General features: G+C 67.0%; 23 protein-coding genes. 10 read left to right on the forward strand and 13 right to left on the reverse strand.

Annotation, left to right across the window (positions count from 1 at the left end):
- The first annotated feature begins 7 nt into the window (after positions 1–7).
- A complete protein-coding gene (locus KIT25_18050) occupies positions 8–1,147 on the forward strand; it encodes an amidohydrolase (GenBank protein ID UYN93936.1) in 1,140 nt (379 codons plus the stop codon).
- Between the two features lie 9 nt (positions 1,148–1,156).
- Here KIT25_18050 and KIT25_18055 read toward each other — a convergent pair whose 3' ends face one another.
- The 3 genes from KIT25_18055 to KIT25_18065 form a co-directional block, all read right to left on the reverse strand.
- Positions 1,157–2,452, reverse strand: a complete 1,296-nt coding sequence (locus KIT25_18055) for an NAD(P)/FAD-dependent oxidoreductase (protein ID UYN93937.1) — start codon at positions 2,450–2,452, stop codon at positions 1,157–1,159.
- Between the two features lie 136 nt (positions 2,453–2,588).
- Positions 2,589–2,792 carry a DUF2892 domain-containing protein gene (locus KIT25_18060; GenBank protein UYN93938.1) on the reverse strand — a complete coding sequence of 68 codons (204 nt, stop codon included), beginning with the start codon at positions 2,790–2,792 and terminating at the stop codon, positions 2,589–2,591.
- Positions 2,793–2,804: 12 nt separating this feature from the next.
- Positions 2,805–3,122 (reverse strand): helix-turn-helix transcriptional regulator, encoded by a 318-nt coding sequence (locus tag KIT25_18065; GenBank protein UYN93939.1) that lies wholly within the window; start codon positions 3,120–3,122, stop codon positions 2,805–2,807.
- A 70-nt stretch (positions 3,123–3,192) separates the two neighbouring features.
- Here KIT25_18065 and KIT25_18070 point away from each other — a divergent pair, with 70 nt between their 5' ends.
- The 3 genes from KIT25_18070 to KIT25_18080 all read left to right on the forward strand — a co-directional run bounded on the left by KIT25_18070 (position 3,193) and on the right by KIT25_18080 (position 8,441).
- The gene (locus KIT25_18070; protein ID UYN93940.1) at positions 3,193–4,164 is read left to right on the forward strand and encodes an efflux RND transporter periplasmic adaptor subunit; all 972 of its coding nucleotides are present in this window, start codon (positions 3,193–3,195) and stop codon (positions 4,162–4,164) included.
- The gene (locus KIT25_18075) at positions 4,161–7,385 is read left to right on the forward strand and encodes an efflux RND transporter permease subunit (GenBank protein UYN93941.1); all 3,225 of its coding nucleotides are present in this window, start codon (positions 4,161–4,163) and stop codon (positions 7,383–7,385) included. Before KIT25_18070 ends, KIT25_18075 begins: the two co-directional genes overlap by 4 nt.
- A gap of 96 nt (positions 7,386–7,481) precedes the next feature.
- A complete protein-coding gene (locus KIT25_18080) occupies positions 7,482–8,441 on the forward strand; it encodes an NAD(P)-dependent oxidoreductase (GenBank protein ID UYN93942.1) in 960 nt (319 codons plus the stop codon).
- On the opposite strand, the gene KIT25_18085 is transcribed toward KIT25_18080, so the two are convergent.
- From KIT25_18085 to puuE, 4 genes are all read right to left on the reverse strand, one after another.
- Positions 8,431–8,916, reverse strand: a complete 486-nt coding sequence (locus KIT25_18085; GenBank protein ID UYN93943.1) for a hypothetical protein — start codon at positions 8,914–8,916, stop codon at positions 8,431–8,433. The two genes, KIT25_18080 and KIT25_18085, sit on opposite strands and share 11 nt — an antisense overlap.
- Before the next feature lie 100 nt (positions 8,917–9,016).
- Positions 9,017–10,582, reverse strand: coding sequence for an AMP-binding protein (locus KIT25_18090; protein ID UYN93944.1), 1,566 nt, complete (start codon positions 10,580–10,582; stop codon positions 9,017–9,019).
- 21 nt (positions 10,583–10,603) lie between these two features.
- Entirely contained in the window at positions 10,604–11,449 is an 846-nt protein-coding gene (locus KIT25_18095) for an SDR family oxidoreductase (GenBank protein ID UYN93945.1), read from the reverse strand.
- Entirely contained in the window at positions 11,446–12,357 is a 912-nt protein-coding gene (gene puuE, locus KIT25_18100; protein UYN93946.1) for an allantoinase PuuE, read from the reverse strand. Before puuE ends, KIT25_18095 begins: the two co-directional genes overlap by 4 nt.
- 43 nt (positions 12,358–12,400) lie before the next feature.
- Here puuE and KIT25_18105 point away from each other — a divergent pair, with 43 nt between their 5' ends.
- Together KIT25_18105 and KIT25_18110 are read left to right on the forward strand one after the other, a co-directional pair.
- A complete protein-coding gene (locus KIT25_18105) occupies positions 12,401–13,639 on the forward strand; it encodes a Zn-dependent hydrolase (GenBank protein ID UYN93947.1) in 1,239 nt (412 codons plus the stop codon).
- Positions 13,640–13,648: 9 nt separating this feature from the next.
- Positions 13,649–14,791, forward strand: a complete 1,143-nt coding sequence (locus KIT25_18110) for an ArgE/DapE family deacylase (protein ID UYN93948.1) — start codon at positions 13,649–13,651, stop codon at positions 14,789–14,791.
- 1 nt (position 14,792) lies between these two features.
- Here KIT25_18110 and KIT25_18115 read toward each other — a convergent pair whose 3' ends face one another.
- Positions 14,793–15,587, reverse strand: a complete 795-nt coding sequence (locus KIT25_18115) for a peptidoglycan-binding protein (GenBank protein ID UYN93949.1) — start codon at positions 15,585–15,587, stop codon at positions 14,793–14,795.
- Between the two features lie 86 nt (positions 15,588–15,673).
- The gene (locus tag KIT25_18120; protein ID UYN93950.1) at positions 15,674–16,705 is read right to left on the reverse strand and encodes a D-cysteine desulfhydrase; all 1,032 of its coding nucleotides are present in this window, start codon (positions 16,703–16,705) and stop codon (positions 15,674–15,676) included.
- A 137-nt stretch (positions 16,706–16,842) separates the two neighbouring features.
- On the opposite strand from KIT25_18120, the gene KIT25_18125 reads away from it, so the two are divergent.
- Complete coding sequence (locus KIT25_18125; protein UYN93951.1) at positions 16,843–17,625, forward strand: alpha/beta hydrolase; 783 nt, start codon at positions 16,843–16,845, stop codon at positions 17,623–17,625.
- 15 nt (positions 17,626–17,640) lie between these two features.
- Here KIT25_18125 and KIT25_18130 read toward each other — a convergent pair whose 3' ends face one another.
- Complete coding sequence (locus tag KIT25_18130) at positions 17,641–18,123, reverse strand: hypothetical protein (protein ID UYN93952.1); 483 nt, start codon at positions 18,121–18,123, stop codon at positions 17,641–17,643.
- An 87-nt stretch (positions 18,124–18,210) separates the two neighbouring features.
- Positions 18,211–19,884 carry an AMP-binding protein gene (locus KIT25_18135; protein ID UYN93953.1) on the reverse strand — a complete coding sequence of 558 codons (1,674 nt, stop codon included), beginning with the start codon at positions 19,882–19,884 and terminating at the stop codon, positions 18,211–18,213.
- A 36-nt stretch (positions 19,885–19,920) separates the two neighbouring features.
- Between KIT25_18135 and KIT25_18140 the strand changes: the two genes are divergently transcribed.
- A complete protein-coding gene (locus KIT25_18140) occupies positions 19,921–20,805 on the forward strand; it encodes a PhzF family phenazine biosynthesis protein (protein UYN93954.1) in 885 nt (294 codons plus the stop codon).
- Here KIT25_18140 and KIT25_18145 read toward each other — a convergent pair.
- Entirely contained in the window at positions 20,802–21,287 is a 486-nt protein-coding gene (locus KIT25_18145; protein UYN93955.1) for a hypothetical protein, read from the reverse strand. The two genes, KIT25_18140 and KIT25_18145, sit on opposite strands and share 4 nt — an antisense overlap.
- A 59-nt stretch (positions 21,288–21,346) precedes the next feature.
- Positions 21,347–21,820 (reverse strand): Lrp/AsnC family transcriptional regulator, encoded by a 474-nt coding sequence (locus tag KIT25_18150; GenBank protein ID UYN93956.1) that lies wholly within the window; start codon positions 21,818–21,820, stop codon positions 21,347–21,349.
- Positions 21,821–21,919: 99 nt separating this feature from the next.
- Here KIT25_18150 and KIT25_18155 point away from each other — a divergent pair, with 99 nt between their 5' ends.
- Together KIT25_18155 and KIT25_18160 are read left to right on the forward strand one after the other, a co-directional pair.
- Positions 21,920–24,262 carry a transketolase gene (locus KIT25_18155; protein ID UYN97979.1) on the forward strand — a complete coding sequence of 781 codons (2,343 nt, stop codon included), beginning with the start codon at positions 21,920–21,922 and terminating at the stop codon, positions 24,260–24,262.
- 119 nt (positions 24,263–24,381) lie between these two features.
- Positions 24,382–25,935 carry a hypothetical protein gene (locus KIT25_18160; GenBank protein ID UYN93957.1) on the forward strand — a complete coding sequence of 518 codons (1,554 nt, stop codon included), beginning with the start codon at positions 24,382–24,384 and terminating at the stop codon, positions 25,933–25,935.
- Positions 25,936–25,977 lie beyond the last annotated feature (42 nt).

Consider the following 25,977-nt stretch of genomic DNA (forward strand, 5'->3'; position numbering starts at 1 on the left):
ACGCCCGATGAAGTACGACGTCATCTCCGCCGACGGGCATGTCGACCTGATCTGGCTGCCGCCCGACCTCTTCACGAAGAACGCCTCGGCCCCTCTCAAGAACCGCATGCCGTATGTCGTCGACGGACCGAAGGGTCCCGAGTGGATCAGCGCGAAGGGTGCCAAGTTCGGCCTGATGAACGGCATGGGCTCGGCCGGCCGCGAATACGTGCCCGGAGTCATTCATCGCTCCGACCGCATGGCCTCGACCGGCCTCTACGACGACGGCAAGGCAGGCCGGCGCCGCCTGACCGAAGTCGACCTGCGCCTGCAGGACCAGGATCGCGACGGCGTCCAGGCCGAGGTGCTGTACGGCATCCTTGGATCGAGCGGGCGGCTCAACGATCCCGAGGCGGCCCACGAGATGCTGCGGATCTACAACGACTGGCTGCACGATTTCTGCGCGGCGGCGCCCGACCGCCTCGTCGGCCTAGCCAACATCCCGAACTACGACATGGCCGCGTCGGTCGACGAGATGATGCGCAACGCCAGGCGCGGCGTGCGCGGCTTCGACGTGGCCAACCGCCCCGACATGACGCCGTTGTGGGATCCGTTCTGGGAACCGTTGTGGAAATGCGCGCACGAGACGGGCATCCCGGTCCACTTCCACACGATCGGCGGCCGCTCGCCCGACGTGTCGAACATGCCGGTGCCGATCCAGCGGCGCGTCTTTGCCGTCCATATCACCGGCTTTCAGATGCACATGAGCACGATGCTGATGGGCCTGATTTTCAGCGGCGCGCCGGAGCGATATCCGAACCTCAAGATCGTGATCGGCGAGGCGGGGCTGGGCTGGATTCCTTACGTGCTGCAGCACATGGACCTCGAATGGGAGGACCAGTTCAAGGACCTCGACCTGAAGATGAAGCCGAGCGAGTATTGGCATCGTCAGTTCTACGCCACCTACCAGACCGATCCGGTCGGCGTCGAACTGCTCCACCATCTCGGCGAGGACAACGTGATGTGGGGGTCGGATTACCCCCATCCCGACGGCATCTGGCCAGACAGCCGGGAGTTCATCGAACGCGAACTCGGCGGCGCGAGCGCGGCCGTGCGCCGCAAAGTCACGCGCGACAACGCCATGAAGCTCTATCGTCTGGGCAACTAGGGCCGGCCGTCAGGCCGCGTCCTTGCGCAGCTTGTTTATGCCGAGCAGCTTCATGATCAGCCGCTCGTAGCCGGGCTCGCTGGTGCCGTTGCGCACCTTGCGCAGGAAGTACTTCTCGAAGCCGACCTTGGCGGCGTGCACCCAGTAGCCTTGGCCGGACCAGTTGACGTTGCGCGGCGGGATCTGCGGCAGGGCCACGAAAGCCACACCGTCATTGCCGAAATCCGCCAGGCACACGGCGTTCCAGGTCGGCTCCTGGATCGGCTCCTTGCCGTCGACCAGGGCGGCGATGTTGTGCGTGACCGCCGTCACCATCGACTCGATCATGTAGCCGGTCTTGGGCACGCCGACCGGCACCGGGGTCTGTTCGTAGGGCGGGATGGCGATGCAGACGCCGACCGCAAAGATGTTCCTGTAGGTCGGGTTGCGCTGGTGCTTGTCGACCAGCACGAAGCCGCGCGGGTTGGCGAGCCAAGGCAAGCCCTTGCCGTCGTCGCCCATCAGGCACGACACGCCGCGGAAGGCGGGGATGAACATGGCGAGCTTGGCGGAAAGCCGGTGCTGTGGCCCGGGCCTGCCTTCGGCGACGATCTCCGTGCACTCCACTGCATCGGGCTCCACGCGGTCGACGCGGGCGCTGGTCACCCATCTGATGTCGCGCTCACGCATTTCCGATTCAAGCAGGCCCTTGGTGTCGCCCACGCCGCCGAGGCCGAGATGGCCGATATAGGGTTCCGAGGTGACGAAGGTGATCGGCACCTTGTCACGGATCCTGCGGCGACGCAGGTCGGTGTTGACCATCATCGCGAACTCGTAGGCCGGTCCGAAGCAGGACGCGCCCTGGACGGCGCCAATCACGATCGGACCCGGGCTTTCGCAGAAACGCTCCCAGCGCTCCGCCGCCCTGGCGGCATGGTCGACATGGCAGATCGAGATGCTGTTGGCGTCGGGTCCCAGCCCGGGAATCTCGTCAAAGGCCAGTGCCGGGCCGGTCGCAATCACCAGATAATCGTAGGAAAGCCGGCGACCATCGTTAAGCTCGATGGCATTCTCCGCAGGTAGCACCCGTTTCGCGCCTGCGGCGTCGAAGCCGATGTCGTACTTTGCCAGCGTCTCCGGCAGATGAACCTTGATCTCCTCGGGCTTGCGCCAACCCAGTGCCACCCAGGGGTTAGACGGCACGAACTGGAACCATTCCGAGTCGGAGACAACCACGATCTCGGCCTTGCAGCCGACGGTCGAGCGCAACTCGTAGGCCATCGAAATGCCGCCGATACCGGCGCCGAGCACGACGATCTTGGGCATCAAGTCCTCCCGATCCTGGCTGTATGTCAGGATCGCGCGGCGTGGGTCGCCGCGCCTTGACGTGCATCAAGGCGTGCCCGCACCGTCGCGGCATCCTGAAACTGTGAGGATCTTCGCGACGGCCCGGGAGTTCAGGTCACGAGAAGGCGCAGCCCGCCTTGGCGCCGAGGCGCTTGAAGATCATCGCCGCCGGGCAGAAGCCGGTGAACGACGCCTGCACGAGATTCAGGCCGACGAAGCCCGTGAACAGCAGCCAATAGGGGCTATGAAGCTGGCTGAGCCCGAGACTCACCAGGATCATCAGGCCGGCAAAGGCCATGACGGCGCGATCGATGGACATGACTTGCTCCTCTCAACGACGCCGGCGGCCACGTGCCGGCCGGCAGTAAAGTTCGTACAGAACGTCGATCAGCCGCTTCACGCCGGCGTCGGCCAGCGAATAGTGGATGGTCTGCGACTCGCGCCGCGTCTTCACCACCTTTGCCTCGCGCAGCTTGGCGAGATGCTGCGACAGCGCCGATTGGCTGAGGCCGGCGACGGCCTCCAGTTCGCCCACGGTGCGCTCGCCCTTTACCAGCTCGCACAGCACGACCAGTCGCCGATCGTTGGCCATCGACTTCAGGAAATCGGCGGCCTCTCTGGCTCGCGACTTGACCTCGTCAACATTCATAGTTGCTAAATTAGTTATCACTCATATATCTGTCAAGCCTGACCGATGCCGGGAAAGGAAGCAGCAGAAGATGAATCGTACTGCCCTCACCGCCGCTGCCCTGCTGTTCGTCGGGCTCGCCCTGCCCTCCGAAGCGCAGCAGGCGGTCGCCCTCAAGCAGGTCGAGGACCGCAAGGCCGTTATCGCCACGGTCGAGCCGGTTCGCGAACTGCGTGCCCGCTCGCGCATCAATGGCACCATCACCCAGCTGACCGTACGCGAGGGCGACCGCGTCGCCGCCGGCGACCGCATCGCGCTGGTCGTCGATCCCAAGCTCGCGCTGCAAATCCAGGCGCTCGAATCGCGGATGCAGGCGCAGAGTTCGTCCCGCGAGCAGGCGCTGATCGACTACAATCGCATGCAGCAGCTTCGCGCGTCGGGCACGGTATCACAGGCACAGCTCGACCAGGCCCGCACGCGGCTCGATGTCGCCGAGCGCACGCTGCAGGCCCTGCGTTCCGACCGCGAGGTCGTCGAACAGCAGTCCACCGAGGGGGCGGTGTTGGCGCCTGGGGCCGGCCGGGTGCTGACGGTACCGGTGTCGGTCGGCAGCGTCGTCATGCCGGGCGAGACCGTGGCCTCCTTGGCGGCCGACAACTACATCCTTCGGCTGCAGCTTCCCGAGCGCCATGCCCGCTTCATGAAGGCGGGGGATATCATCCTGGTCGGCGCCCGCGGGCTGCAGCAGCAGGAACAGGAGACGCTGCGCCGCGGCACGGTGCGGCTGGTCTATCCGCAGATCGACCGGGGCCGCGTGATCGCCGACGCCGAGGTCGAGGGCCTCGGCGACTACTTCGTCGGCGAGCGCACACGGGTCTATGTCGCAACCGGCCTGCGTGACGCGCTGGTCGTCCCGATCGGCTACGTCTATCGCCGCTTCGGCGTCAGCTATCTCAAGCTCGGGGACGGTCGAGAGGTCGTCGTTCAGGTCGGCCAGCCGGTCAACGACGGCATCGAAATCCTGGCTGGCGTGCAACAGGGCGACGAGGTGGTCGCTCCATGAAGCTCGGCATCTCCGGCTGGCTGACGCGGGAGTCGATCGGCTCGCCGCTGACGCCGCTCTTCCTGGTTGCCGCGCTGATCGTCGGCGCATTGGCGCTGCTCGCCCTGCCGCGCGAGGAGGAGCCGCAGATCAGCGTGCCCATGGTCGACATCCTGGTGACAGCCAACGGCTACAGGGCGGGCGACGCCATCGAACTCATCACCAAGCCGCTCGAGGACGTCGTCAAGGGCATCAACGGCGTCGAGCACGTCTACTCCTTCACCCAGGACGATTCGGTCCTGGTCACGGCACGCTTCTTCGTCGGTACGGAGGAAGACGCCGCCCTGTTGCGCATCCATGAGAAGATTCGCGCCAATATCACCGACTTGCCCAAGGGCATCCCCGAGCCGCTGATCGTCGGCCGCGGCATCAACGACGTGGCAATCGTCACGCTGAGCCTGGAGCCCAAGCCGGACGCCCAGGCGGTGTGGACCGACAACGGCCTGTTCCAGATCGCCGACGAACTGCGGCACGAACTGGTCAAGGTCGACGATATCGGGCTCACCTACATCGTCGGCGGCAGCCCCAACCAGATCCGCGTCGAGCCCGACCCTGAGCGACTGGCGCTCTACGGCGTCACGCTGAATCAGCTCGTCGACAAGCTGACCAACGCCAACCGTTCGTTCTCGGTTGGCGCCTTCCGCCAGCTCGACCGCAACATGCCGGTCGTGGCCGGCCAGACGTTGCAGGGTGTGCCCGACGTCGGCTTGCTGCTGCTCACCTCGCGCGACGGACGGCCGGTCTACGTGAGGGACGTCGCCAAGGTGATCGTGGGCGCCGCCGAACCTGGTCATCGCACCTGGACATTGACGCGCGGCGCAAGCGGCGCGGTCGAGCACCGACCGATGGTCACCGTCGCCTTCGCCAAGCGGCGCGGCGCCAACGCAGTCGTGGTCGCCGATCATCTGCTGGCGCGGCTGCAGGCGGTGCAGGGCAGCTTGGTGCCCAACGACGTCACCGTGACGGTGAGTCGCAACTACGGCGAGACCGCCACGGAGAAGGCCGACGAGCTTCTGTTCCATCTCGGCCTCGCCACTGTCTCGATCGTGCTCCTGATCGCCTTCGCCGTCGGCTGGCGCGAGGGTCTGGTGGTGCTGGTGGTGATCCCGACCACCATCCTGCTCACCCTGTTTGCATCCTGGCTGATGGGCTACACGATCAATCGCGTCAGCCTGTTCGCCCTCATCTTCTCGATCGGCATCCTGGTCGACGACGCCATCGTCGTCGTCGAGAACATCGTACGCCACTGGCGGGCCCGGCGGGGCGGCGACCTGGCCGCAAGCGCCGTCGAGGCGGTCGCGGAGGTCGGCAATCCGACCATCGTCGCCACACTCACCATCATCGTGGCGCTCCTGCCGATGATGTTCGTCAGCGGCCTGATGGGACCCTACATGAGCCCCATTCCCGCGAACGCCTCGATGGCGATGGTGTTTTCCTTCTTCGTCGCCGTCATCATCACGCCGTGGCTGCTGCTGCACATCGCCGGCCGGCATTTCGGGGAGGTGTCGAGCGATCCTTCGACCGGTCACGACGAAGTCGGCGCGATGGGCCGCGTCTACCTCTGGGTCGCGCGCCCGCTCCTGGCCGGACAGCGCAATTCGAAGCTCTTCCTGGCTGGCGTCACCGCGGCGACGGTTGCGGCCTGCGTGCTGTTCGCCACGCGCGACGTCACCGTCAAGCTGCTGCCGTTCGACAACAAATCCGAGCTGCAGGTCGTGGTCGATCTGCCCCAGGGCTCCACTCTGGAAGACACCGAGCGCTTCCTGATGGATGCCGCCCGGCGCCTCGCGGATCTGCCGGAGCTGACATCCATGCAGCTCTATGCCGGCACCGCCGCGCCGTTCAATTTCAACGGTCTGGTGCGCCACTATTATCTCCGCCGCTTTCCCGAGCAGGGCGACATGCAGATCAACCTCAAGCCCAAGGCCGAGCGCGGGCGCGTCAGCCACGCCATCGCCCTCGATGTCCGCCGGCGTTTGGCCGACCTGCCCAAGCCGGCCGGCACGGCCGTCCGGGTCGTCGAAGTGCCACCCGGTCCGCCCGTCCTCTCGACCCTGCTCGCCGAAATCTATGGCGCGGACGAGACCGCCAGGCGCGAGACTGCACGCAAGGTGCGCGACGCGTTCGAGAGGGTGCCGTTCGTGGTCGATGTCGACGACACGTTGCGCGCGCCGGGGGAGCGGCTGCGCTTCTCGATCGACCAGGAAAGCCTGGAATTCTACGGCGTCGAGGAGCAGGCCGTGTACGATACGATCGCGGCCATCATCGGTGGCGTGAAGGTCGGCTACTCGCAGCGCGGCCACGGCACCAAGCCGATCGAAATCGTGGTCAAACTTCCGCGCAGCGCCGAATGGCTCGGCGAACGCATACTCTCAACGCCATTGCCGGCCGGCGGCACACGCCGCGAGGGCGCCAATGTAGAGCTGGGCGACGTCGTCACGGTCAAGCGCGAGCCCGCGTCCTACACCCTGTTCCGTCGCAATGGCCGCTTCGCCGAGATGGTGCAAGCCGAGGTCGCCGGCCGCTTTGAGGCGCCGATCTACGGCATGCTGGCGGTCGAGGACGAAATCACCAAGCTCGACTGGGGCAAGACGGGCCCGCCACCGATCCACTACCATGGCCAGCCGACCGACGAGGCGCGGCCGGCGCTGCTCTGGGACGGTGAGTGGGAGGTGACCTACGTCACGTTCCGCGACATGGGGGCGGCGTTCATGGTCGCCATCCTTGGCATCTACCTCCTGGTGGTGGCGCAGTTCGGCTCCTACCGCCTGCCGCTGGTGATCCTGACTCCCGTGCCGCTGACCCTGATCGGGATCGTGCTCGGCCACTGGATGCTGGGCGCCCCCTTCACCGCCACGTCCATGATCGGCTTCATCGCGCTCGCCGGCATCATCGTACGCAACTCGATCCTCCTGGTGGATTTCATCCAGCACCGGCGCGCGCAGGGCGCGGCGCTGCGCGATGCACTGCTCGACGCCGGCGCCATCCGCTTCAAGCCGATCTTCCTGACCGCGGCGGCGGCGATGATCGGCGCGGCCTTCATCATCGCCGACCCGATCTTCCAGGGCTTGGCCATCTCGCTGGTCTTCGGACTGGCGTCCTCGACGGCGCTGACCCTGCTGGTGATCCCGGCGATCTATGTCTGGTTGCGCGACGACACCGCCTCGACCAACCGCGCATAGGTCGTCCACTCCGATCGGCCGCTCCCGCCACCACCGCAGCTGCAGCGCACACATCTGTGCTTGGCGCCTGGCCCACCCAAGTGCAAGAAAGCGCGGATGAAAGTCTTGGTCACCGGAAGCGCCGGCCATCTCGGCGAGGCGCTGATGCGCGTCCTGCGCGAGCGCGGGCACGACGCGGTCGGGCTCGACCTCGTGCGTTCGCCCTTCACCACGGACGTGGGCTCGATCGCAGATGCCGCCTGCGTCGCCCGCAGCCTGCGCGGCGTCGAGGCCGTGTTCCATGCCGCGACCCTGCACAAGCCGCACGTCGCCACGCACGGCCGCCAGATCTTCATCGACACCAACGTGACCGGTACGCTGACCCTCCTGGAGGCGGCCGCCGCGACGCGGGTGCGCGCCTTCGTCTTCACCAGCACGACCAGCGCCTTCGGCGACGCGCTGGTGCCGCCGCCGGGCGAGCCCGCCGCCTGGATCACCGAGGAAGTCCGGTCGGTGCCGAAGAACATCTACGGCGTCACCAAGGCGGCGGCCGAGGATCTCTGCCAGCTCTTCCACCGCAACCAGCGCCTACCTTGCGTGGTGCTGCGCACCTCGCGGTTCTTCCCCGAGGAGGACGACGAACCTGCGGTGCGCGCTGCCTTCGACGACGCCAATCTCAAGACCAACGAGTTCCTGCACCGGCGGGTCGAGCTCGAGGATGTCGTCGAGGCGCATCTGCTGGCGGCCGAGCGCGCGCCCGAAATCGGCTTCGGCCGCTACATCGTGAGCGCGACAACGCCCTTCAACTACGGCGACATGGCGGCGTTGCGCAGCGATGCGGCCGGGCTCGTGCGCCGGCTGGTACCCGAGCACGCGGCCGAGTATGCGCGGCGCGGCTGGAGGATGGCCGCGCACATCGATCGCGTCTACGTCAACGACAAGGCGCGACGCGACCTTGGCTGGCGGCCGCGTCACGACTTCAGGTCCGTGGTCGAGCGCCTGAGCCGAGGCGGCGACCTGCGCAGCCCGCTCGCGCAGGCCGTCGGCTCCAAGGGCTATCACGCAGTCAGCGGTTGAGCGCCTCGTAGCTGGTCTTGATCGCGCGCAGCTCGGCGACCATGCCGATCTTGCGCGAGCACACGGGCCAGTGCCACGGCTCCTCGAGATCGAAGATCATGTACTTGGCGAGGTCGGCGGCGCGATCGTAGTCGTGCGCGAGTTCCGATGCGTCCCTGGCACTGAGCTGCAGGCCGTCGCGCATGCGAACGTAGGCCTGCACCGTGCGGATGGTGAACTGAAGACGCCCATGATAGGCGCCGCGCCCACCGTAGATCTTGCGATCCGACGGCCCCCAGCCGCCGCTCTCGCAATGGGAGAGCTGGCGGATCACTTCATCCTTGCGTTCCTCGAGGACCGTCAAACGAACGTCGGGCACGACATGCAGCGACAACATCTGCTGCGATGCAGGCTCGGGGCGGCCCGCACATCCAGTCGCCGCGAGCGCGGCGAACAGGACGGCGAGTGCCGAGATGGGCCGGCGGAAGCTCATCATCGCGCGTTGCTGCCTGATTTGGTATGGCAAGTAAACCTGAATCGTCGCCAATTCGCAGGGCCGACGCGTGAATTGCCGCGAGTGAATTGTTTGTGACTGCTCAACCGACCATGCGTTCGCGGCCCGCCCAGAATTTCGCACGCAGCGCTTTCTTGTCGACCTTGCCGACCGCGGTGAGCGGCAATTGCTCCACGAATTCAATGTGCTTGGGTGCGTGAGGACCACCCTTGCGATCCTTCACGAGCTGCGTCAATGCCTCGGGCTGGGGTTTCGCACCCTCCTTCGGAACCACGAGCGCGGTCACCGCTTCGCCCCACTTTTCGTGGGGCACGCCGATCACCGCCACCATCGCGACATCGGGATGCGACGAAATCACGTCCTCGACCTCGCGCGGAAAGATGTTGAAGCCGCCCGACACGATCATGTCCTTCTTGCGATCGACGATGTAGAGGTAGCCGCGCTCGTCGGCACGAGCAATGTCACCGGTGTGCAGCCAGCCGCCCTTGAAGGTCTCGGCCGTCTGCTCCGGGCGCTTCCAGTACCGCTCCATGGCGTGCAGCCCACGCACGCAGATTTCGCCTGCCTCGCCGGGCTTCACCTCCTCGTTGTCCTCGTCGCGCAACGTGACCTCGCACGACGCGACCGGGAAGCCGCACGACGCGAACAGCTCGGGACGCTTCGTGTCGTGATCGGCCTTGCGCAGCACGCTCACGGGATAGCATTCGGTCTGACCATAGAGCTGGCTGAACACCGGCCCGATGCGCTCCAACCCCTCGACAAGCCGCGACGGCGACATGGGTGAGGCGCCATAGAGGACCAGTTCGAGCGAGGAGAGGTCGGTCCCGCCGAGCTTCGGATGGTCGAGCAGGACGTAGATCATGGTCGGCACCATGAGCGTGAAATTGATCTTCTCGCGCTCGATGGTGGCGAGGAACTTCTCTGGATCGAAGCCCTTCAGCAGATGAACGGTGCCGCCGCGCAGGAGCGACGGCACGACCTTTGTTCCCGACACGTGGGTGATCGGCGCGGCGGCGAGATAACGCGGCACCTGCGGAAATTCGAAGTCGGCGGCGATCACGACGGAGCTCGCGGCAGACGAGCGATGGCGTCGGATCGCCCCCTTGGATTTCCCCGTCGTGCCGCCGGTGTAGTTGATGATGGCGTAGTCGTCGGCCGTGGCCATGTCGACCGGGCTCGCCTCGCCGACGGCGCCGGCGGCCGCCATCAGGTCCCGGCCGAAATCCGCGCGGCCGATCGTCAGCACCAGCGTGAGCCGGTCGCCCGCCTTGGTCGCAAGCTCGCCGCCGCGCGTGGCGTGCGTCGCAGGATCGACGACCAGTGCGCTCGCGCCGGCATCGTCGATGACGTCGAGATGGTCGGTGAGCGAGCCCAGCGGATGCAGCCACGTGACGATCGCGCCCAACCCGGAGGCGGCGACGCCGGCACACCAGGCCGGCGCGCTGTTGGCGCTCAGCAAGGCAACGGTGCGGCCCTTCGATACGCCGGCCGCCGCCATCGCCGCCTGGAAGCGGCCGATCAGCGACGCGGTCGCCCGATAGGTCAGGCTGCCACCCTCCCAGGCGAAGGCCGTACGGTCGGGAAAGCGTGCCAGCGCCCGCAGGATCATGGTCGTGCCGGTCGGCGCCCGCGCAATCGTCTCGTTCATCCGGTCCTCCCGGAACCGAGCTTAGCCCATTCGCGCGTGAATGGAGCGCAGCCCGTCGCGGTAGGACGGATATCGCAGCGCGACACCGAGCTCGCGCTTGATGCGGTCGTTTCGCACGCGACGATTTTCGGCATAGAAGGAGCGCGCCATGTCGCTCATGCGCCCGGCCGCCTCGTCGTACGGGACGAGCGGCGGCGCCGGACGGCCGAGCAACTGGCAGGCCAGCGCGATCACGTCGGCCTGGGGCGCCGGATCGTCGTCGCAAACGTTGTAGACCGCCCCGGGAATCGGCGCCGGCCGTGCCATGGAGGCGAGCACCGTCCGCGCGAGATCCTCGACATGGATGCGACTGAAGACCTGTCCGGGCTTGTCGATCCGCTGCGCGCGGCCCTCGCGTACCTGGTCGAAGGCGCTGCGGCCCGGGCCGTAGATCGCCGGCAGGCGAAAGACGTGAACCGGAACGCCCAGACGCACGCCCAGCGACTGCCATTCGCGCTCCGCGGCGAGCCTGTTGCGGCTGCGCGGCTGGCCCGGTGCCGGCTCGTCCTCTTCGTCCACCCACGCGCCGCCGCGATCGCCGTAAACCCCCGTGGTGGACAGATAGCCGAGCCACGACGGCTTCAGGGACCGAACATGGGCCACGACCGGATCGCCCGCCGGCCGCGGCGGCGCGGTGCCAAGAACGTGAGTGAAGGTGCCAAGACCGGTGAATGGCAGGACGACGGCGTCGATGCCCTCTTCCCGCAGCCGGGCGGCCTTGTCTGTCGTCGTCACGCTGCCGGCGACACTCCACCCCGCCGCCGTCGCCTGTCGCGCGACCTCGAGCCCGCTGAAGCCCAGGCCGAAGACGAACAGCGCGCCGCTCATGCCGGCGCCGGATGGACCTGCATCCAATGCCGCGCGATCTCCTCGCGGGTCGCCACCCAGACCCTGGGCTTGGAGGCGACGTAGTCCATGAACCGCGCCAGAGTCGCGGCCCGGCTGGGGCGGCCGGCCAGCCGGCAGTGCAGGCCGATCGACATCATCTTGGGGCTGCGCGCACCCTCGGCGTAGAGGACGTCGAATGAATCCTTCATCGACTGGAGCCAGCCGTCGCCCGCGGTGAAGCCCGGTGGCACGCCGAACTTCATGTCGTTCACTTCCAGCGTGTAGGGCACGACCAGATGCGGCGTGCTGTCGACCCTCACCCAGTACGGCAGGTCGTCACAGTAGGAATCGCTCGAATAGAGGAAGCCGCCGTGCTGGATCACCGCCTTGAGCGTATGCATGCCGAAGCGGCCGGTGTACCAGCCGACCGGAGCCTTGCCGGCGGTTTCCTTGATGACGCGCACCGCCTTCTTCATATGATCGAGCTCCTGCTCGAGCGTGAAGTCCTTGTAGTTGATCCAGCGCCAGCCGTGGCTCGCGACTTCGTGGCCGCCGTCCGCCATCGCCTTGCCGGCGACGGGGTTGAGTTCGAGCGCACGGCCGACCGCCCAGGAGGTGAACCTCATGTCGCGCTCGGCAAACAGGCGCAGGATGCGCCAGAATCCGGCGCGGCTACCGTACTCGTACATCGATTCGGTCGACAGATCGCGACCGCCCAGGATCGGCGTGCCGCCCGGCGTCTCGGTCAGGAACACCTCCGAGCCGGCGTCGCCATTCAGGATCGTGTTCTCCCCGCCTTCCTCGTAGTTCAGCACGAAGCTGACGGCGATGCGCGCCTCACCCGGCCATTGCGGATCGGGCGGGTTCGGACCGTAGCCGATCAGGTTGCGGTCGAGGTGATTGTGCATCGAAGGTCTCCCGACTATAGCTCGCGCAGACGATGGAGGATGCATGAGCGGTGCCAATGCGGTCAAAGAGGACCGTTTGTGGCAGCGGCACGCCGATATGGCCAGGCTCGGCGGCACGCCGAGGGGCGGCGTCAACCGCCAGGCGCTGTCACCCGAGGACGCTGCCGCACGCAACCAGCTCGCCACCTGGGCGAGGGCCCGTGGCTTCGAGGTCACCACCGACGCCATCGGCAATCTCTTCGTGCGCCGCCCCGGCACCGACCCCGGGGTGCCACCCGTGGCCAGCGGCTCGCACATGGACAGCCAGCCGACGGGTGGCCGCTTCGATGGCATGTATGGCGTGCTGGCGGCGTTCGAGGCGCTCGAAGCGCTGGAGGACGCGGGCATCGAAACCAGGCGCCCGATCGTCGCCGTCGCCTGGACCAACGAGGAAGGCTCGCGCTTCCAGCCCGGCGCCATGGGCTCGGCTGTCTTCGCCGGCATCTACAAGCTCGACGACATGCTGGGCGTGCAGGACTGGAAGGGCGTCATGCTGCGCGATGCGCTGGCGGAAACGCTGAAGGCCGCACCGGCACCGATGCGGGACGTGCTGGGCTTCGCCCTCGATTCCTACGTCGAGGCGCATATCGAGCAGGGTCCGCGGCTCGAGAACGAGAACAAGACCATCGGCGTCGTCACGGCGATCCAGGGTAGCCGACGCTACATCGTCACGGTCGACGGCGAGGAGGCGCATGCCGGGACGACGCCGCGCGCCGCGCGCAAGGACGCCTTCGCGGCGGCGACACGCATCGCTGCCGCGATGTACGAGGCGACGACCGATGCCGACGACACGCTGCGCTTCACCATCGGCCGCGTCGAGGTCGCGCCCGGCTCGCCCAACACCGTGCCGGGCAAGGCCGTCTTCACCATCGACATGCGCCACCCGCGGGATGCCGTTCTGGAGGCGCACGAGAAGAAGCTGCGCGACATCGTGGCGAGCAAGGCGGCACCCTGCCCCGCCGGCATCGAGCGCGTCACCAAGGTGGCCCCGACCGACTTCGATCCCGGGGTGATCGACCTGGTGCGCGACAAGGCCAGGGCGCTCGGGCTTTCCAGCATGGACATGCCCTCGGGTGCCGGCCACGACGCCATGCACATCGCTAGGCTCTGCCCCACCGGCATGGTCTTCGTGCCGTGCGAACGTGGCATCAGCCACAACGAGATCGAGAACGCCACGCCGCAGGACCTCGCGGCCGGCACGCGCGTGCTGGTCGAGGTGCTCGAGGCGCTGGCCAATCGCTAGGGAATGACGATGAGAAAAGAGCTGGTGTCGATTCTCTCGGACCTGATCGCGATACCGAGCCCCTATCCACCGGGCACCTCGGTCGAGATCTGCGCCTATGCGGCGAAGCGCTTGAGGAAGGCGGGCTACAAGGTCGAGATCGCCGCAAGGCAGAAGGGCGTCGACAACGTCGTCGCGCGCATGAAAGGCAAAGGCAGGGGCCCGGTGATCGCCTTCAATGCCCATGTCGACACCGTAGGCGTCGGCGAGCGCGGCAACTGGAAGAGCGATCCCTTCAAGGCCGTGGTCAAGGGCGGTCTCGTCCACGGGCTTGGCGCCGGCAATTGCAAGGGAAGCATGGCGGTCCAGCTCTGGCTTGCCGAGGAGATCGCGCGCCGCGACGGGCCGCCGCGCGGCGAGCTGATCTTCACCTTCGTCGCCGACGAGGAGAATCTCGGCCCCAACGGCATGGCATACCTGCGCGAGAGCGGCAAGGTGCGGCCCGACGCGCTCATCCTGGGTGCGCAGACCGAGAATGACCTGATCGTCGCCGAGCGCGGCGTGATGTGGGCCAGGATCCTCACCCGAGGCAAGGCCGCGCACGCCGGCAACCCCGCCGCCGGCGACAACGCCATCCTGCGCATGATGCGGCTCGTCGGCGCGCTGCAATCCTACTACGACAAGGCGCTCGCCACGCGCACCGCAGGTGCGATGAAGTCGACGGTCAACATCGGCATGTTCCATGGCGGCCACAACACCAACGTCGTGCCGTCGGCCTGCGCCGTCGAGATCGATCGCCGCCTGCTGCCCGATGAGAAGGTGAAGGACGCCTTCGCCGAGCTGAAGCGCGTCGTCGAGAATGTCGGCGAGTCGAAAGCGCTCTACACGGTCGAGTTCCTGACCGGCACCAACGGCTTCTTCGCTCCCGAGAACGGCCGGGCCGTCGCCGCGTTCGAGGCCGCGGTCAGGGCGAAGGCCGGGCGCAAGGCGAAGTTCCTCAACGCCACGGGCGTGAGCGACGGCCGTTACTACGCCGACGACGGCATAGAGATCATCAATTTCGGCCCGGGCTCGGGTGCGCAGGGCCACGCCGCCAACGAGAGCGTGCCGATCGCCGAGATGGTCGAGGCTGCGGAAATCCAGCTCGACGTGGTGCGCCGGCTGTTGGGCTGAATTACCGTCCGAGGGATTGGACCCAGCGCTCGAAGCGCTCGAACTCAACGCGCACCGGCTCGAAGGGATCCGTCGAGCGCGGCGGCGGCGATGGCGGAGCGGAACGCCGGGCGGCCCGCGGCGGTGCGGATTGCGGCGCGCCATCGTCGCGCAATCGCTCCAGCAGCGCGCGATCGACAGTTCCCGATTGTGGTAGGCCGCGCGATTGGCGGTAGTGCATCACCGCGCCCTGAGTCGTGCGGCCAACCACACCGTCGACTGGTCCGGCATTGAAGCCGAAGCCGTGCAGGCGGCGCTGCACCTCGCGCACGTCGTCGCGCGACAGCGGCCGTTGGGTGAGAGGGCTCTCCGCGGGAGACGGCCCCGCCGGGACATTTGCCTTGACGATTACCGGCGGTGGCCTTGGGGGTGCCGGCGACGCGGGCATGGCGACAGCCTCCGCGACCTGGGTGGGGGGCGGGGTCTTCCCGGGTATGGCGACGAACTCGAAATAGGCGACCTCCGCCGCGACGAGCGCGGCTACCCCGCCTGCGAGGATCCAGCGAAACCGGCGGCGACGCACGCGGTCGTAGTCGGCAAGCGCGGCACGGCGCTGCTGCGCCGCCGCCAGCGGATCGGCCCCCGCGCGATGAACTGCGCGTTCGCCGAGCCCGCGCATCCGTCCCGCGAGCGAGCGGCGGAACGAATCGTCGTCCGGCCCGTCCAGCTGCCGATAGAGCTCGCGCGCGCTGCGCCGTCGTTCCGGCGGCGCCATGGCATCGGGCCTCGCGCCTGCGGCCGAAGTACGATCCGTCATCCTCGCCCCACCCGTTCGACGCCGAAGGTCACGTCGGATGGCGCCAGATTACGGGCGCGGCGGTGACTATTCTGGGACCACTGCGCCTATTGCACCGGCGAGCGGCCGAGCACCACGTCCTCGTAGACGTGCAACGAGGGCAAGCCGCCGGTATGCATGAACAACACCCTGGCACCCGGCTCGAAATGGCCCCGCCGCGCCAGGTCGATCAGGCCGGCCATGATCTTGCCGGTGTAGACGGGATCGAGCAGCACGCCCTCGGTGCGCGCGAGCATCTGCACCGCCTCGACCATCCTGGCATTGGGCACCGAGTATTTGGGTTGCCAGTAGCCGCCGAAACTCCTCACCGCGTCGCGCGGGATCGGCCCGATGCCGAGCAGGTCGGCCACCGCCTGCGCCTCCCTGTGCACGAGCGGCTCCTGGTCGGCGGGATCGCGGCTGACGCCGATGCCGATCAACGGGACGCGGATGTTGTTGCCCCAGAAGCCCGCGACCATGCCACCATGCGTACCCGAACTGCCCGAGCCGACGACGACGACGTCGAACGACACGCCCATGTCGAGCCATTGCTGCTGCATCTCCTGCACGCACGCGACATAGCCCAGTCCGCCGATGGCGTTCGAGCCGCCGCCCGGAATGACGTAGCCCTTGCGGCCACGCGAGGCGACGTCCTGCGCCACGCGCGACATGGCCGCCGCCATGTCGGAGCCCCCCGGCACCACCGTGATCGCCTCGACGCCCATCAGCTCGAACAGGAAATTGTTGCCGCCGGCCTCCTTCCGGTAGGACCCGGGCACGCGCTCCTCGATGACGAACCGGCACTTCATCCCCTCGCGCAGCGCGGCGGCGAGCGTGATGCGGCAATGGTTCGACTGCGGCGCACCGCAGGTGATCAGCGTGTCGGCGCCCTGCGCAAGCGCGTCACCAGCGAGAAACTCGAGCTTGCGCGTCTTGTTGCCGCCGGGGAACAGGCCAAGCATGTCGTCGCGCTTGATCCAGATTTCGGGCCCCTTCCCGCCCGGGCAGCCGGCGGCCAGCGCCCTGGTGAAATGAGGCAGGTACTCGATCGGCGTCGGTGCCGCCGTGTAGCGGCGGCGCGGAAAACGAGACAGATCCATGGGCGGGAGGGCCTCCGGGAAAGCCGCGGATGATGGCGAAGGGCTTTCGGCCCGGCAATTCAAATGCGCCCGATTGAGGGGGACGCGGCGACATGGCACCGTGTCGCCCACCGGGGCGACAGAAGGGGAGGAATGCCATGCCGTTCTACGAAAGAGGCGCCGTTCGCATCCACTACGAGGAACGGGGTTCGGGCTTTCCCTTGCTGGTCATCCCCGGCGGTGGGCTGAACGCGACCATCGCCGGGCTCGACACGACACATCCCTTCAACGCGCTGAAGGAGTTCGCCGACGAGTTCCGCTGCATCAGCCTCGATTCGCGCAACGCCAAGGACGGCCAGTCGAGCGGCCCGCTCGAGGTCGACCGGCCATGGGACGCCTACACCGACGACCATCTCGGCCTGATGGACCATCTCGGCATCGGCCGGTTCCTGGTGCTGGGCTACTGCATCGGCGGGCCGTTCATCTGGAACATGATCCGGCGCGCGCCCGATCGCGTGGTTGCCGGCGTGCTGACCCAGCCGTCCGGTCATCGCCCCTCGGCGCCCGACCAGTTCTACCAGAACAACATCGCCAACTGGGGGCCTGCGCTGGTCGAGCGACGGCCCGACATCACGATGGAACAGGTGGATGCGTTCCTCACCAGCATGTACCGCAAGCGCGCTGACTTCGTGTTCACCGTGACGCGCGACTTCGTGAGGAGCTGCAAGACACCCGTTCTGATCCTGCCCGACGACATCCCGCCCCATCCCTACGAGGTGGCGATGGAATCGGCGATGCTGGCGCCCTATGCGCAGGTCAGCCTGTATCCCTGGAAGGACACGCCGGAGAAGATTCCGCTCGCGGTGCGCCACATCAGGACGTTCCTGCGGGCCAACCGGCCGGCGGCGGCGGCGAACGAGCGGCGCGCGGCGGCGGAGTGAGCCGCCACCGGTCGGTCAGGCCGCCGACTTGATGGCGACGTCGCGGCTGCGGGTGCCGCGGAACATCACCGCCTCGCGCTCCGGATCGGTCCAGGGCGAGTTGTCCTGATAAGGCGCCTTCGCGGCCAGCTGCTCCTGCTCGTTGACTTTCTGTAACCACGCCCGCGCTTCGTGCAGGGAACGGAACAGGTCGACCGGACGTTCGCCCTGGGTCGCCTTGAAGGCGCGCGCGAATTCGCCACGCTTGGGATCGACGAGAAAGGCGACGGGACCGCGCCTGGCCTGCGGGCCGCCGCGCAGCAAAGCGGCGATGTTCTCGATCTGCTGCTGCGTGAACTCGCCCGTCGCCCACGAAACGTCGACGAGCTTGGCGAACTCCGGCACCTGGGCGTCGAAGAGTTTCTGGGCGGCGCCGCGCATTTCGTCCGGGCCGATCTTGCCGCGGGCGACGATCGTCACCAGCCGATGCAGCCGCGAGATCTCCATGTAGATGGGCATGGCTACGCTCTCCGTACCTGACCATACCATGCCGCAGACATACCGCTGAGAAGGGAATGCTTCAGTGGCGATGCCAGTTTCCGCCGTTCAAGCGGTCTTCTGCACCTTCAGGCCGAGCTTGCCGATCGTCTGCTCGCGCATGACGAACTTCTGGATCTTACCGGTGATGGTCATCGGGAAGGCGTCGACGAACTCGATGTAACGCGGGATCTTGTAGTGGGCGATCTGGCCCCTGCAGAACTCTCGAATCTCGTCCGCCGTCGCCGCCTGGCCGTCGCGCAACTTGATCCAGGCACAGATCTCCTCGCCGTACTTCGGATCGGGCACGCCGATCACCTGCACGTCCTGCACCTTGGGGTGCCTGTAGAGGAACTCCTCGATCTCGCGCGGATAGACGTTCTCGCCGCCACGGATCACCATGTCCTTGAGCCGGCCGACGATGTTGACGTAGCCCTGCTCATCCATGGTCGCGAGGTCGCCGGTGTGCATCCAGCCGCCCTCGTCGATCGCTTCGCGCGTCTTGTCCTCGTCGTTCCAGTAGCCCTTCATCACCGAGTAGCCACGGGTACAGAACTCGCCGGTCGTGCCGCGCGGCACCGCATTGCCCTCGCTGTCGACGATCTTGATCTCGATGTGGGGCAGTACCTGGCCCACCGTCGAGACGCGGCGCTCGACCGGATCGTCGGTGGCGCACTGCGTGGAGACCGGCGAGGTTTCGGTCATGCCGTAGGCGATGGTGACTTCGTGCATGTTCATCTGGCTCTGTACGCGCTTCATCACCTCGATCGGACACGGCGAGCCCGCCATGATGCCGGTGCGCAGGCTCTTGAGGTCGAATTTCGCGAACTCGGGATGGTCGAGCTGGGCGATGAACATCGTCGGCACGCCATAGAGCGCCGTGCAGCGCTCCTCCGACACCGCCTGCAGGGTGGCCAGCGGGTCGAACGCTTCGGCCGGATAGACCATGGTCGCGCCGTGAGTCAGGCAGCCGAGATTGCCCATCACCATGCCGAAGCAGTGGTAGAGCGGCACCGGGATGCAGAGCCGGTCGTCGGGTCCGAGCTTCAGGCCCTCGCCGACGAAATAGCCGTTGTTCAGGATGTTGTGGTGGCTGAGCGTGGCGCCCTTGGGAAAGCCGGTCGTGCCCGACGTGAACTGGATGTTGATGGCGTCGTCGAACTGCAGCTTGCCGGCAAGCTCGGCGAGCCTGACGCGCTCGGCATTGCCGCCGGCCGTCGCCACGTCGTCGAAGTTCAGCATGCCCGGGGTCTTCTCCCTGCCGAGCCGGATGACGTGCCTGAGGTGCGGCAGCTTCTTCTCCTTGACCAGGTCGCCGACGATCTCGAGATAGTTCGAAGTCTTGAGCGCCGGCGCCAGGACCAGCGCCTTGCACTCGACCTTGTTCATGGCGTACTCGAGCTCGGCGCGCCGGTAGGCCGGGTTGACGTTGACCAGCACAAGCCCGGCCTTGGCGGTGGCGAATTGGGTCAGTGTCCATTCGTGGTTGTTGGGCGACCAGATGCCGACGCGGTCGCCGCGCTCGAGCCCCAGTGACATCAGGCCCGCCGCCAGATCGTCGACCCGCCGCCCGAGCTCGCGCCACGTCCAACGCACGTTCTGGTGCCTGACGACCAGCGCCTCGCGATCGCGGAACTTTTCGACCTGCCGGTCGAAGAACAGGCCGATCGTCTCGCCGATCAGCTTCTTGTCGGAGACGCCGTGGTCATAAGAGATTCGAGGGACAGGCTGAGCAGAGGTCATGCGGCGAGATTACCGCCCCGTGGCAGATTTGGAATCATGAAACTCGCCTTCGAGACCGTCGACGTCTTCACCGACCGGAAGTTCGGAGGCAATCCGCTGGCCGTCATCCCCGACGCGCGCGGCCTCTCGTCCGGGCAGATGCAGGCCATCGCCGCCGAGTTCAACCTCGCCGAGACGACCTTCGTCCTGCCGCCGAGGGATCCAAGGCATACAGCGGAAGTGCGCATCTTCACGCCCAAGGCCGAGATGCCGTTCGCCGGCCATCCCAACGTCGGGACGGCCTTCGTGCTGGCCCGCATGGGCCGGGTGACCGGCGACTCCCTGGTCTTCGAGGAGCAGGCGGGGCTGGTGCCGATGGACTTGCGCCGCGAGGGCGGCGCCGTGGTGGCGGCGCGCCTCGCCGCTCCGCAGCCTCTCACGCTCGGCGAATTGATCGCGCCCGAGATCGTGGCGGCCGCGGTCGGGCTCGGACCGGGCGACGTCATCGGCCAGCCGGTGATCGCCTCGACCGGCAATAACTTCCTGTTCGCCGAGGTGGCGTCGCGGGCAGCGTTGAAGGCGGCGACCTACATCATGGACGTCTTCGTCAAGCACCTGCCGATGAACCGCACGGTCGGAGTGCATCTCCACGTCGCCGCCGAGGAGCACGGTGTCGAGATCCAGACCCGCATGTTCGCACCGCTCTATGGCGTGCCCGAGGATCCCGCGACCGGCAGCGCGAACATCTCCCTGATCGGCCTGCTGGCGCATCGCGACTCCCGGCCCGACCTCACGCTCTCGACGACCATCGGCCAGGGCTTCGACATGGGCCGGCCCAGCATCCTGGAAGCCTCGGCCGTGAAGAAGGCGGGCAAGGTCGTCACCACCTACATCGGCGGCAGGTGCGTGCCCATGCTCAAGGGCACGATCGAACTCGGCTAGGACGAGAGCGACACGAAGGGCAGGACGGTGCCCGCGACCAGCACGGCCACGATGGCTGCGGCGCCGACATCGGGCGAGACGCCCCCTTGCAGGCCGGGAAAGCGGGCCCACGCCGCGTAGGCGGCCAACGCCAGCGGCACGACGAAGGGCACCACGATCGTCCAGTTCATCTTCTCGGCGTTGAGCATGATGCCGATGCAGGCGGCGAGCGCCGACAACGGCACCAGCACGACCAGCGAGGCCGTCGCCCAGGCCGGCACCGCGCCCAGCGGTCGCGCCAGCAGCAACGCGACGGCGAGCGCGATCCACAGCAGCACGGCCGCCACGGCGGCATAGGCCGCCGCAAGGCCGTTGCCGGCAGGATCGCTGCTGCGCAGACTCACGAGGTTCATCGCCAGTCCGGCATAGAGAAACAGCGCCAGCACCATCACGACGGCGAAGCCGTAGGGAAAGCCGCCGCCGGTCGTCGTCGTTTCGCTCATGTCTGGCCGCTCCTGTCCTGCCCTTCCGGTTGCCGCACTCCTCCCGAAGCGCCGCGAGTCTAGCGCTGCGCCGTGTCCATAGGTAGCGCCGTTGCCTGCTTGACGGTACGCAAGGCGAAGGAACTCCTGATCTGGGCGATGCCGGCAATCTTGGTGAAGTCCATGACAAAGCGCTCGTAGGCCTCGAGGTCGGGCACGACGATGCGCAGCAGATAGTCGCTGTCGCCGGTCATCAGATAGCACTCCATCACCTCGGGACGCGCCGCCGCCGCACGCTCGAATTCCTTCAGCGCTTTCTCGACCTGGGTCGAGAGCGACACCGACATGAAGACGTTGACGCCGAGTCCGACCGCCTTGGCATCGAGCAGGGCGGCGTAGCCGCGAATGACGCCCGCCTCCTCCAGGGCCTTGACCCGCCGCCAGCACGGCGACGAGGACAGGCCAACCTTGTCGGCGAGTTCGGTGTTGGAGAGACGCCCCTCCTGCTGGAGGCGCTGAAGGATGCGCCGATCTATATCGTCCAGGGAGATCATTGCTTAAAGTCCATCATTCGCGGCAAAATGTACCTTATACATTTGGATTCCAGGCCGGAACGCAAGGATTTTCCCGCAAGGTGGGAGTATCCGATGTCGATGACCACGCTCGCTCCCGTCCAGCGGCTCAGGTACCTGCGCGAACTGGAGCGCAAGATCCTCTGGCTCTCGTCGTGGACCATCCACCACGCCAACCACGTGCGGCCAAATCGCGACGGCCTCAAGGTCGGTGGCCACCAGGCCTCCTGCGCCTCGTTGGCGACAGTGATGACGGCACTCTATTTCTCGGTGCTGGAGGCCGAGGACCGGGTGGCGGTGAAGCCCCACGCTTCCCCGGTGTTCCACGCGATCCAGTACCTGTTCGGCCGCCAGACGCAGGCCAAGCTCGAACGCTTCCGCGGGCTGGGTGGAGCGCAGAGCTACCCGTCGCGCACCAAGGACGTCGACGATGTCGATTTCTCGACGGGATCGGTCGGGCTCGGCGTCGCCATGACGCTGTTCTCTTCGCTCGTGCAGGACTACGTGCGCCTGAAGAAGCTCGCGCCGGCCGATCGTCCCGGCGGCCGCATGGTGGCGCTGGTCGGCGACGCCGAGCTCGACGAAGGCAACGTCTTCGAGGCTTTGCTGGAAGGCTGGAAGCACGATGTCCGCAACCTGTGGTGGGTGATCGACTACAATCGCCAGAGCCTCGACGGCGTGGTCAACGACCGGTTGTTCGGCCGCATCGGCGAGATGTTCGAACTGGTCGGCTGGCGCGTCGTCACGCTGAAGTACGGCAAGCTCCTGGAGACGGCCTTCGCCCAGCCCGACGGCGGACACCTGCGCGACTGGATCGACGCCTGCCCCAACTCGCTCTATTCCGCGCTCGTCTTCAAGGGCGGCGCGGGCTGGCGCGAGGCGCTGACCCGCGACCTCAATCAGTATCCCGGCATCCGCCGCATCCTCGATCGGCACGACGATGCCTCGCTGCATCGACTCATGACCAACCTCGCCGGTCACGACATGCAGGCCGTGCTCGATGCCTTCGAAAGCGTTGCCGACGATCGGCCGACCTGCTTCATCGCCTACACCATCAAGGGCCAGGGCCTTCCCTTCGCGGGCCACAAGGACAACCACTCGGGCCTGATGACTCCGGACCAAATGGCGGGCTTCAAGAAGGGCATGGGCATCGAGGATGGACGCGAATGGGAGAAGTTCGCGGGTCTCGCCGTGCCGGCCGCGGAGCTGCAGGCCTTCATCGACCACGTGCCGTTCAACGCCCGAGGACGCCGCCGCACCGAAGCCCCAACCGTCGCCATCCCTGCCGCCCTGCCCAAGCCTGGCGACCGCAGGGCCAGCACCCAGGAAGGGTTCGGCAAGATCCTGAACGCCATCGCCTCCGAGGACAGCGAGCTCGCCCGCCACATCGTCACCACGTCGCCGGACGTCTCGGTCTCGACCAATCTCGGCGCCTGGATCAACCGGCGCGGCCTGTTCGGCCACACCGAGGCGGAGGACGTGTTTCGGGAGCTCAAGGTCGTGTCGGCGCAGCTCTGGCGCAAGACGCCGCGCGGCCAACATGTCGAGCTCGGCATCGCCGAGAACAACCTCTTCCTGCAGCTCGCGGCGCTGGGCTTGAGCCACGAGCTGTTCGACACCCGGCTGCTGCCGATCGGCACGCTCTACGATCCCTTCATCGCGCGCGGCCTCGATGCGCTGAACTACGCCTGCTACCAGGACGCGCGCTTCATGCTGGTGGCGACTCCGTCGGGCGTCACCTTGGCCCCCGAGGGCGGCGCACACCAGAGCATTCACACGCCCCTCGTCGGCATCGGCCAGCCGGGCCTCCTGTCCTACGAGCCGGCCTTCGTCGACGAGCTGGCGGTGCTGATGCGCTTCGGCCTCGAACACATGCAGGCCTCGACGGGCTCGTCGATCTATCTCAGGCTTTCCACGCGTTCGCTCGTCCAGCCCGACCGGCACCTCACACCTGCGCAGGACGCCGACATCGTGTCGGGCGGCTATTGGTACGCGCCGCCCGAGTCCGGCGGCGACGTCGCCATCGTCAGCATGGGCGCCGTCACACCCGAGGCAATCGCCGCGCACGAGGGCGTGGCGCGCGATTTCGCCGGCGCGGGCCTGCTGGTGCTGACCTCGCCTGACCGTCTGCATGCCGACTGGCTGACGGCGCAGCGCGAGCGTGGCCGCACGGCCGGCATCGTCGACCGCCGACCCAGCCCGATCGAGCGCCTGCTCGCGCCCCTGTCGCGCGATGCACGACTGGTCACCGTGCTCGACGGTCATCCGCTGGCGCTCTCCTGGCTGGGCTCGGTGCGCGGCCACCGCGTCGTGCCACTCGGCATCGAGAGCTTCGGCCAGTCGGGCGACATTCCCGACCTCTATCGCGCCTACCGGCTCGATGCCGCCGCCATCGTCGACGCCGTCGCCCGCTCGCTGGACTGACGCCTCCCGCTGCCTGCGCGGCTGTCGCGACGCCGCCGCGGCAGCGGCACGGCGGGACCTTCTATTGGCGGCGCGGTCTCGAGCCTTTATAGAGTTGCGGGGAGTCGGGGCAGAAGGTCGTGCACGTCGCCGTACTGATCGGATTGCTCGTCGTCGGGTTTGTCGCCGCGCGTAGTGCCGATCTGTTGCACCGCATCCGGAGCCCGGACATGGTTGCCGTGGCGTTCGCCGAGGGTGGCGATGACGGCTACTACGTGTTCACCGTCGCTCGCAACATCGCCTCCGGGCACGGCGCCACCATCGACCAGGTGAACTGGACGACCGGCTTCCAGCCGCTGTGGACCTTCCTGTGCAGTCTGGCCTGGCTCGTCACGGATGACAGAGGCGCCTTGGCGGTCATCTATGCGGTGAGTCTCGTGCTCTGGTTTGCCGGGGCCTTTTTTCTGGTGAGGCTCGTCCGCGAGGCCACCGGGAGTCGCCCGGCGCCGGCTGCCACGGCCGTCATGGTCGCTCTCTTCCTGTGCGAAACGCAGCTCGGCCAGAACTACATCAACGGGCTCGAGACCGGCCTGTACCTGACGCTATGTCTCGTGCTGCTACTCGCCTTCCAGCGACATCTCGATCGCCCTCCGCCCGCCGCGAGCTGGAAAGCGGCGATCTGGCTTGGCGCGCTGTGCGGCACAGTGATGCTCGCACGAAACGATGCCGTCTTCATATGTGCCGCGCTGATCGGCGTGACCCTGCTGGCCGGCGACTGGAAAAGGGCCGCGCGGGAAGCACTTGTGATCGTTGCCGTGGCCTCCCTCATGGTGGCGCCGTGGCTGGCCTATTGCTACTGGCTGTCCGGCGAACTGATGCCGCAAAGCGCAATCGCCACATCGATCGCGCTTCGCGAGGTGCGCCCCGACCTGGAGACGGTGCTGCGCACGCTCGTCATGAGCGTCTTGCCGATGCAGGTCGTGAAGGCCAGGACAATCGTCGCAGAACATTGGCTCGTCCTCGGATGGCTTGTGCCGGCCTGCGTGGGCGTCCTGATTGCCGTTCGCCGCGCATGGATGCCGACGACGCGTCGCGGGTTTCGCCTTGTCCTGATCGGCTTTGCTGCGGGCACCGCGTTGCTCGTCGCCTACTACGTGATCTTCAGCCGCGCCGGCTACTTCTTCGAGCGCTATTTCACGCCGGTCAAACTGATGGTCGCCATCCTGCTGTCGCTGGCCGTCGCCCGCGCCTTCGAGGGACGGAAGGCGGTCGCGGCCGGACAAGCCGCCGCGACCGTCCTTGCCGTGATGGCCATCGCCTCGAATCTCTACTGGATATGGCGCGACTATCATTTGCCCTTCCGGGGATACATGGGAGAGCAGGCGCACGCGATCGTCCGCTCGCCCTACTCCAGGGAGGGTCTCCGCCTCGGCATCGCCGAATCGGGCCGGATCGGGTTCCTCTACCCCGACCGGGTCGTCAATCTCGACGGCAAGATGCGGCTCGACGTCCTGCAGGCGCTGCGCAATCGCAAGATCGGTGAGTTCATCCAATCGAACGCCTTCGACTATCTGCTGCTGCACCCGCTCGACATCGAGTTCTTCGACGAGCTTTCGCCGGACTGGCGACGAAACTACTCGGCGGTGGGAAAGCTCGACACTTTCGATGTGTTCGCACGAACATCTGTGCGTTGAGCGGTCCGCAAGCCGGCCCGACTATCCTTTCTTTTCGGTGAC

Source organism: Enhydrobacter sp. (assembly GCA_025808875.1).
In the GTDB taxonomy this organism is placed as follows: Bacteria; Pseudomonadota; Alphaproteobacteria; order Reyranellales; family Reyranellaceae; genus Reyranella.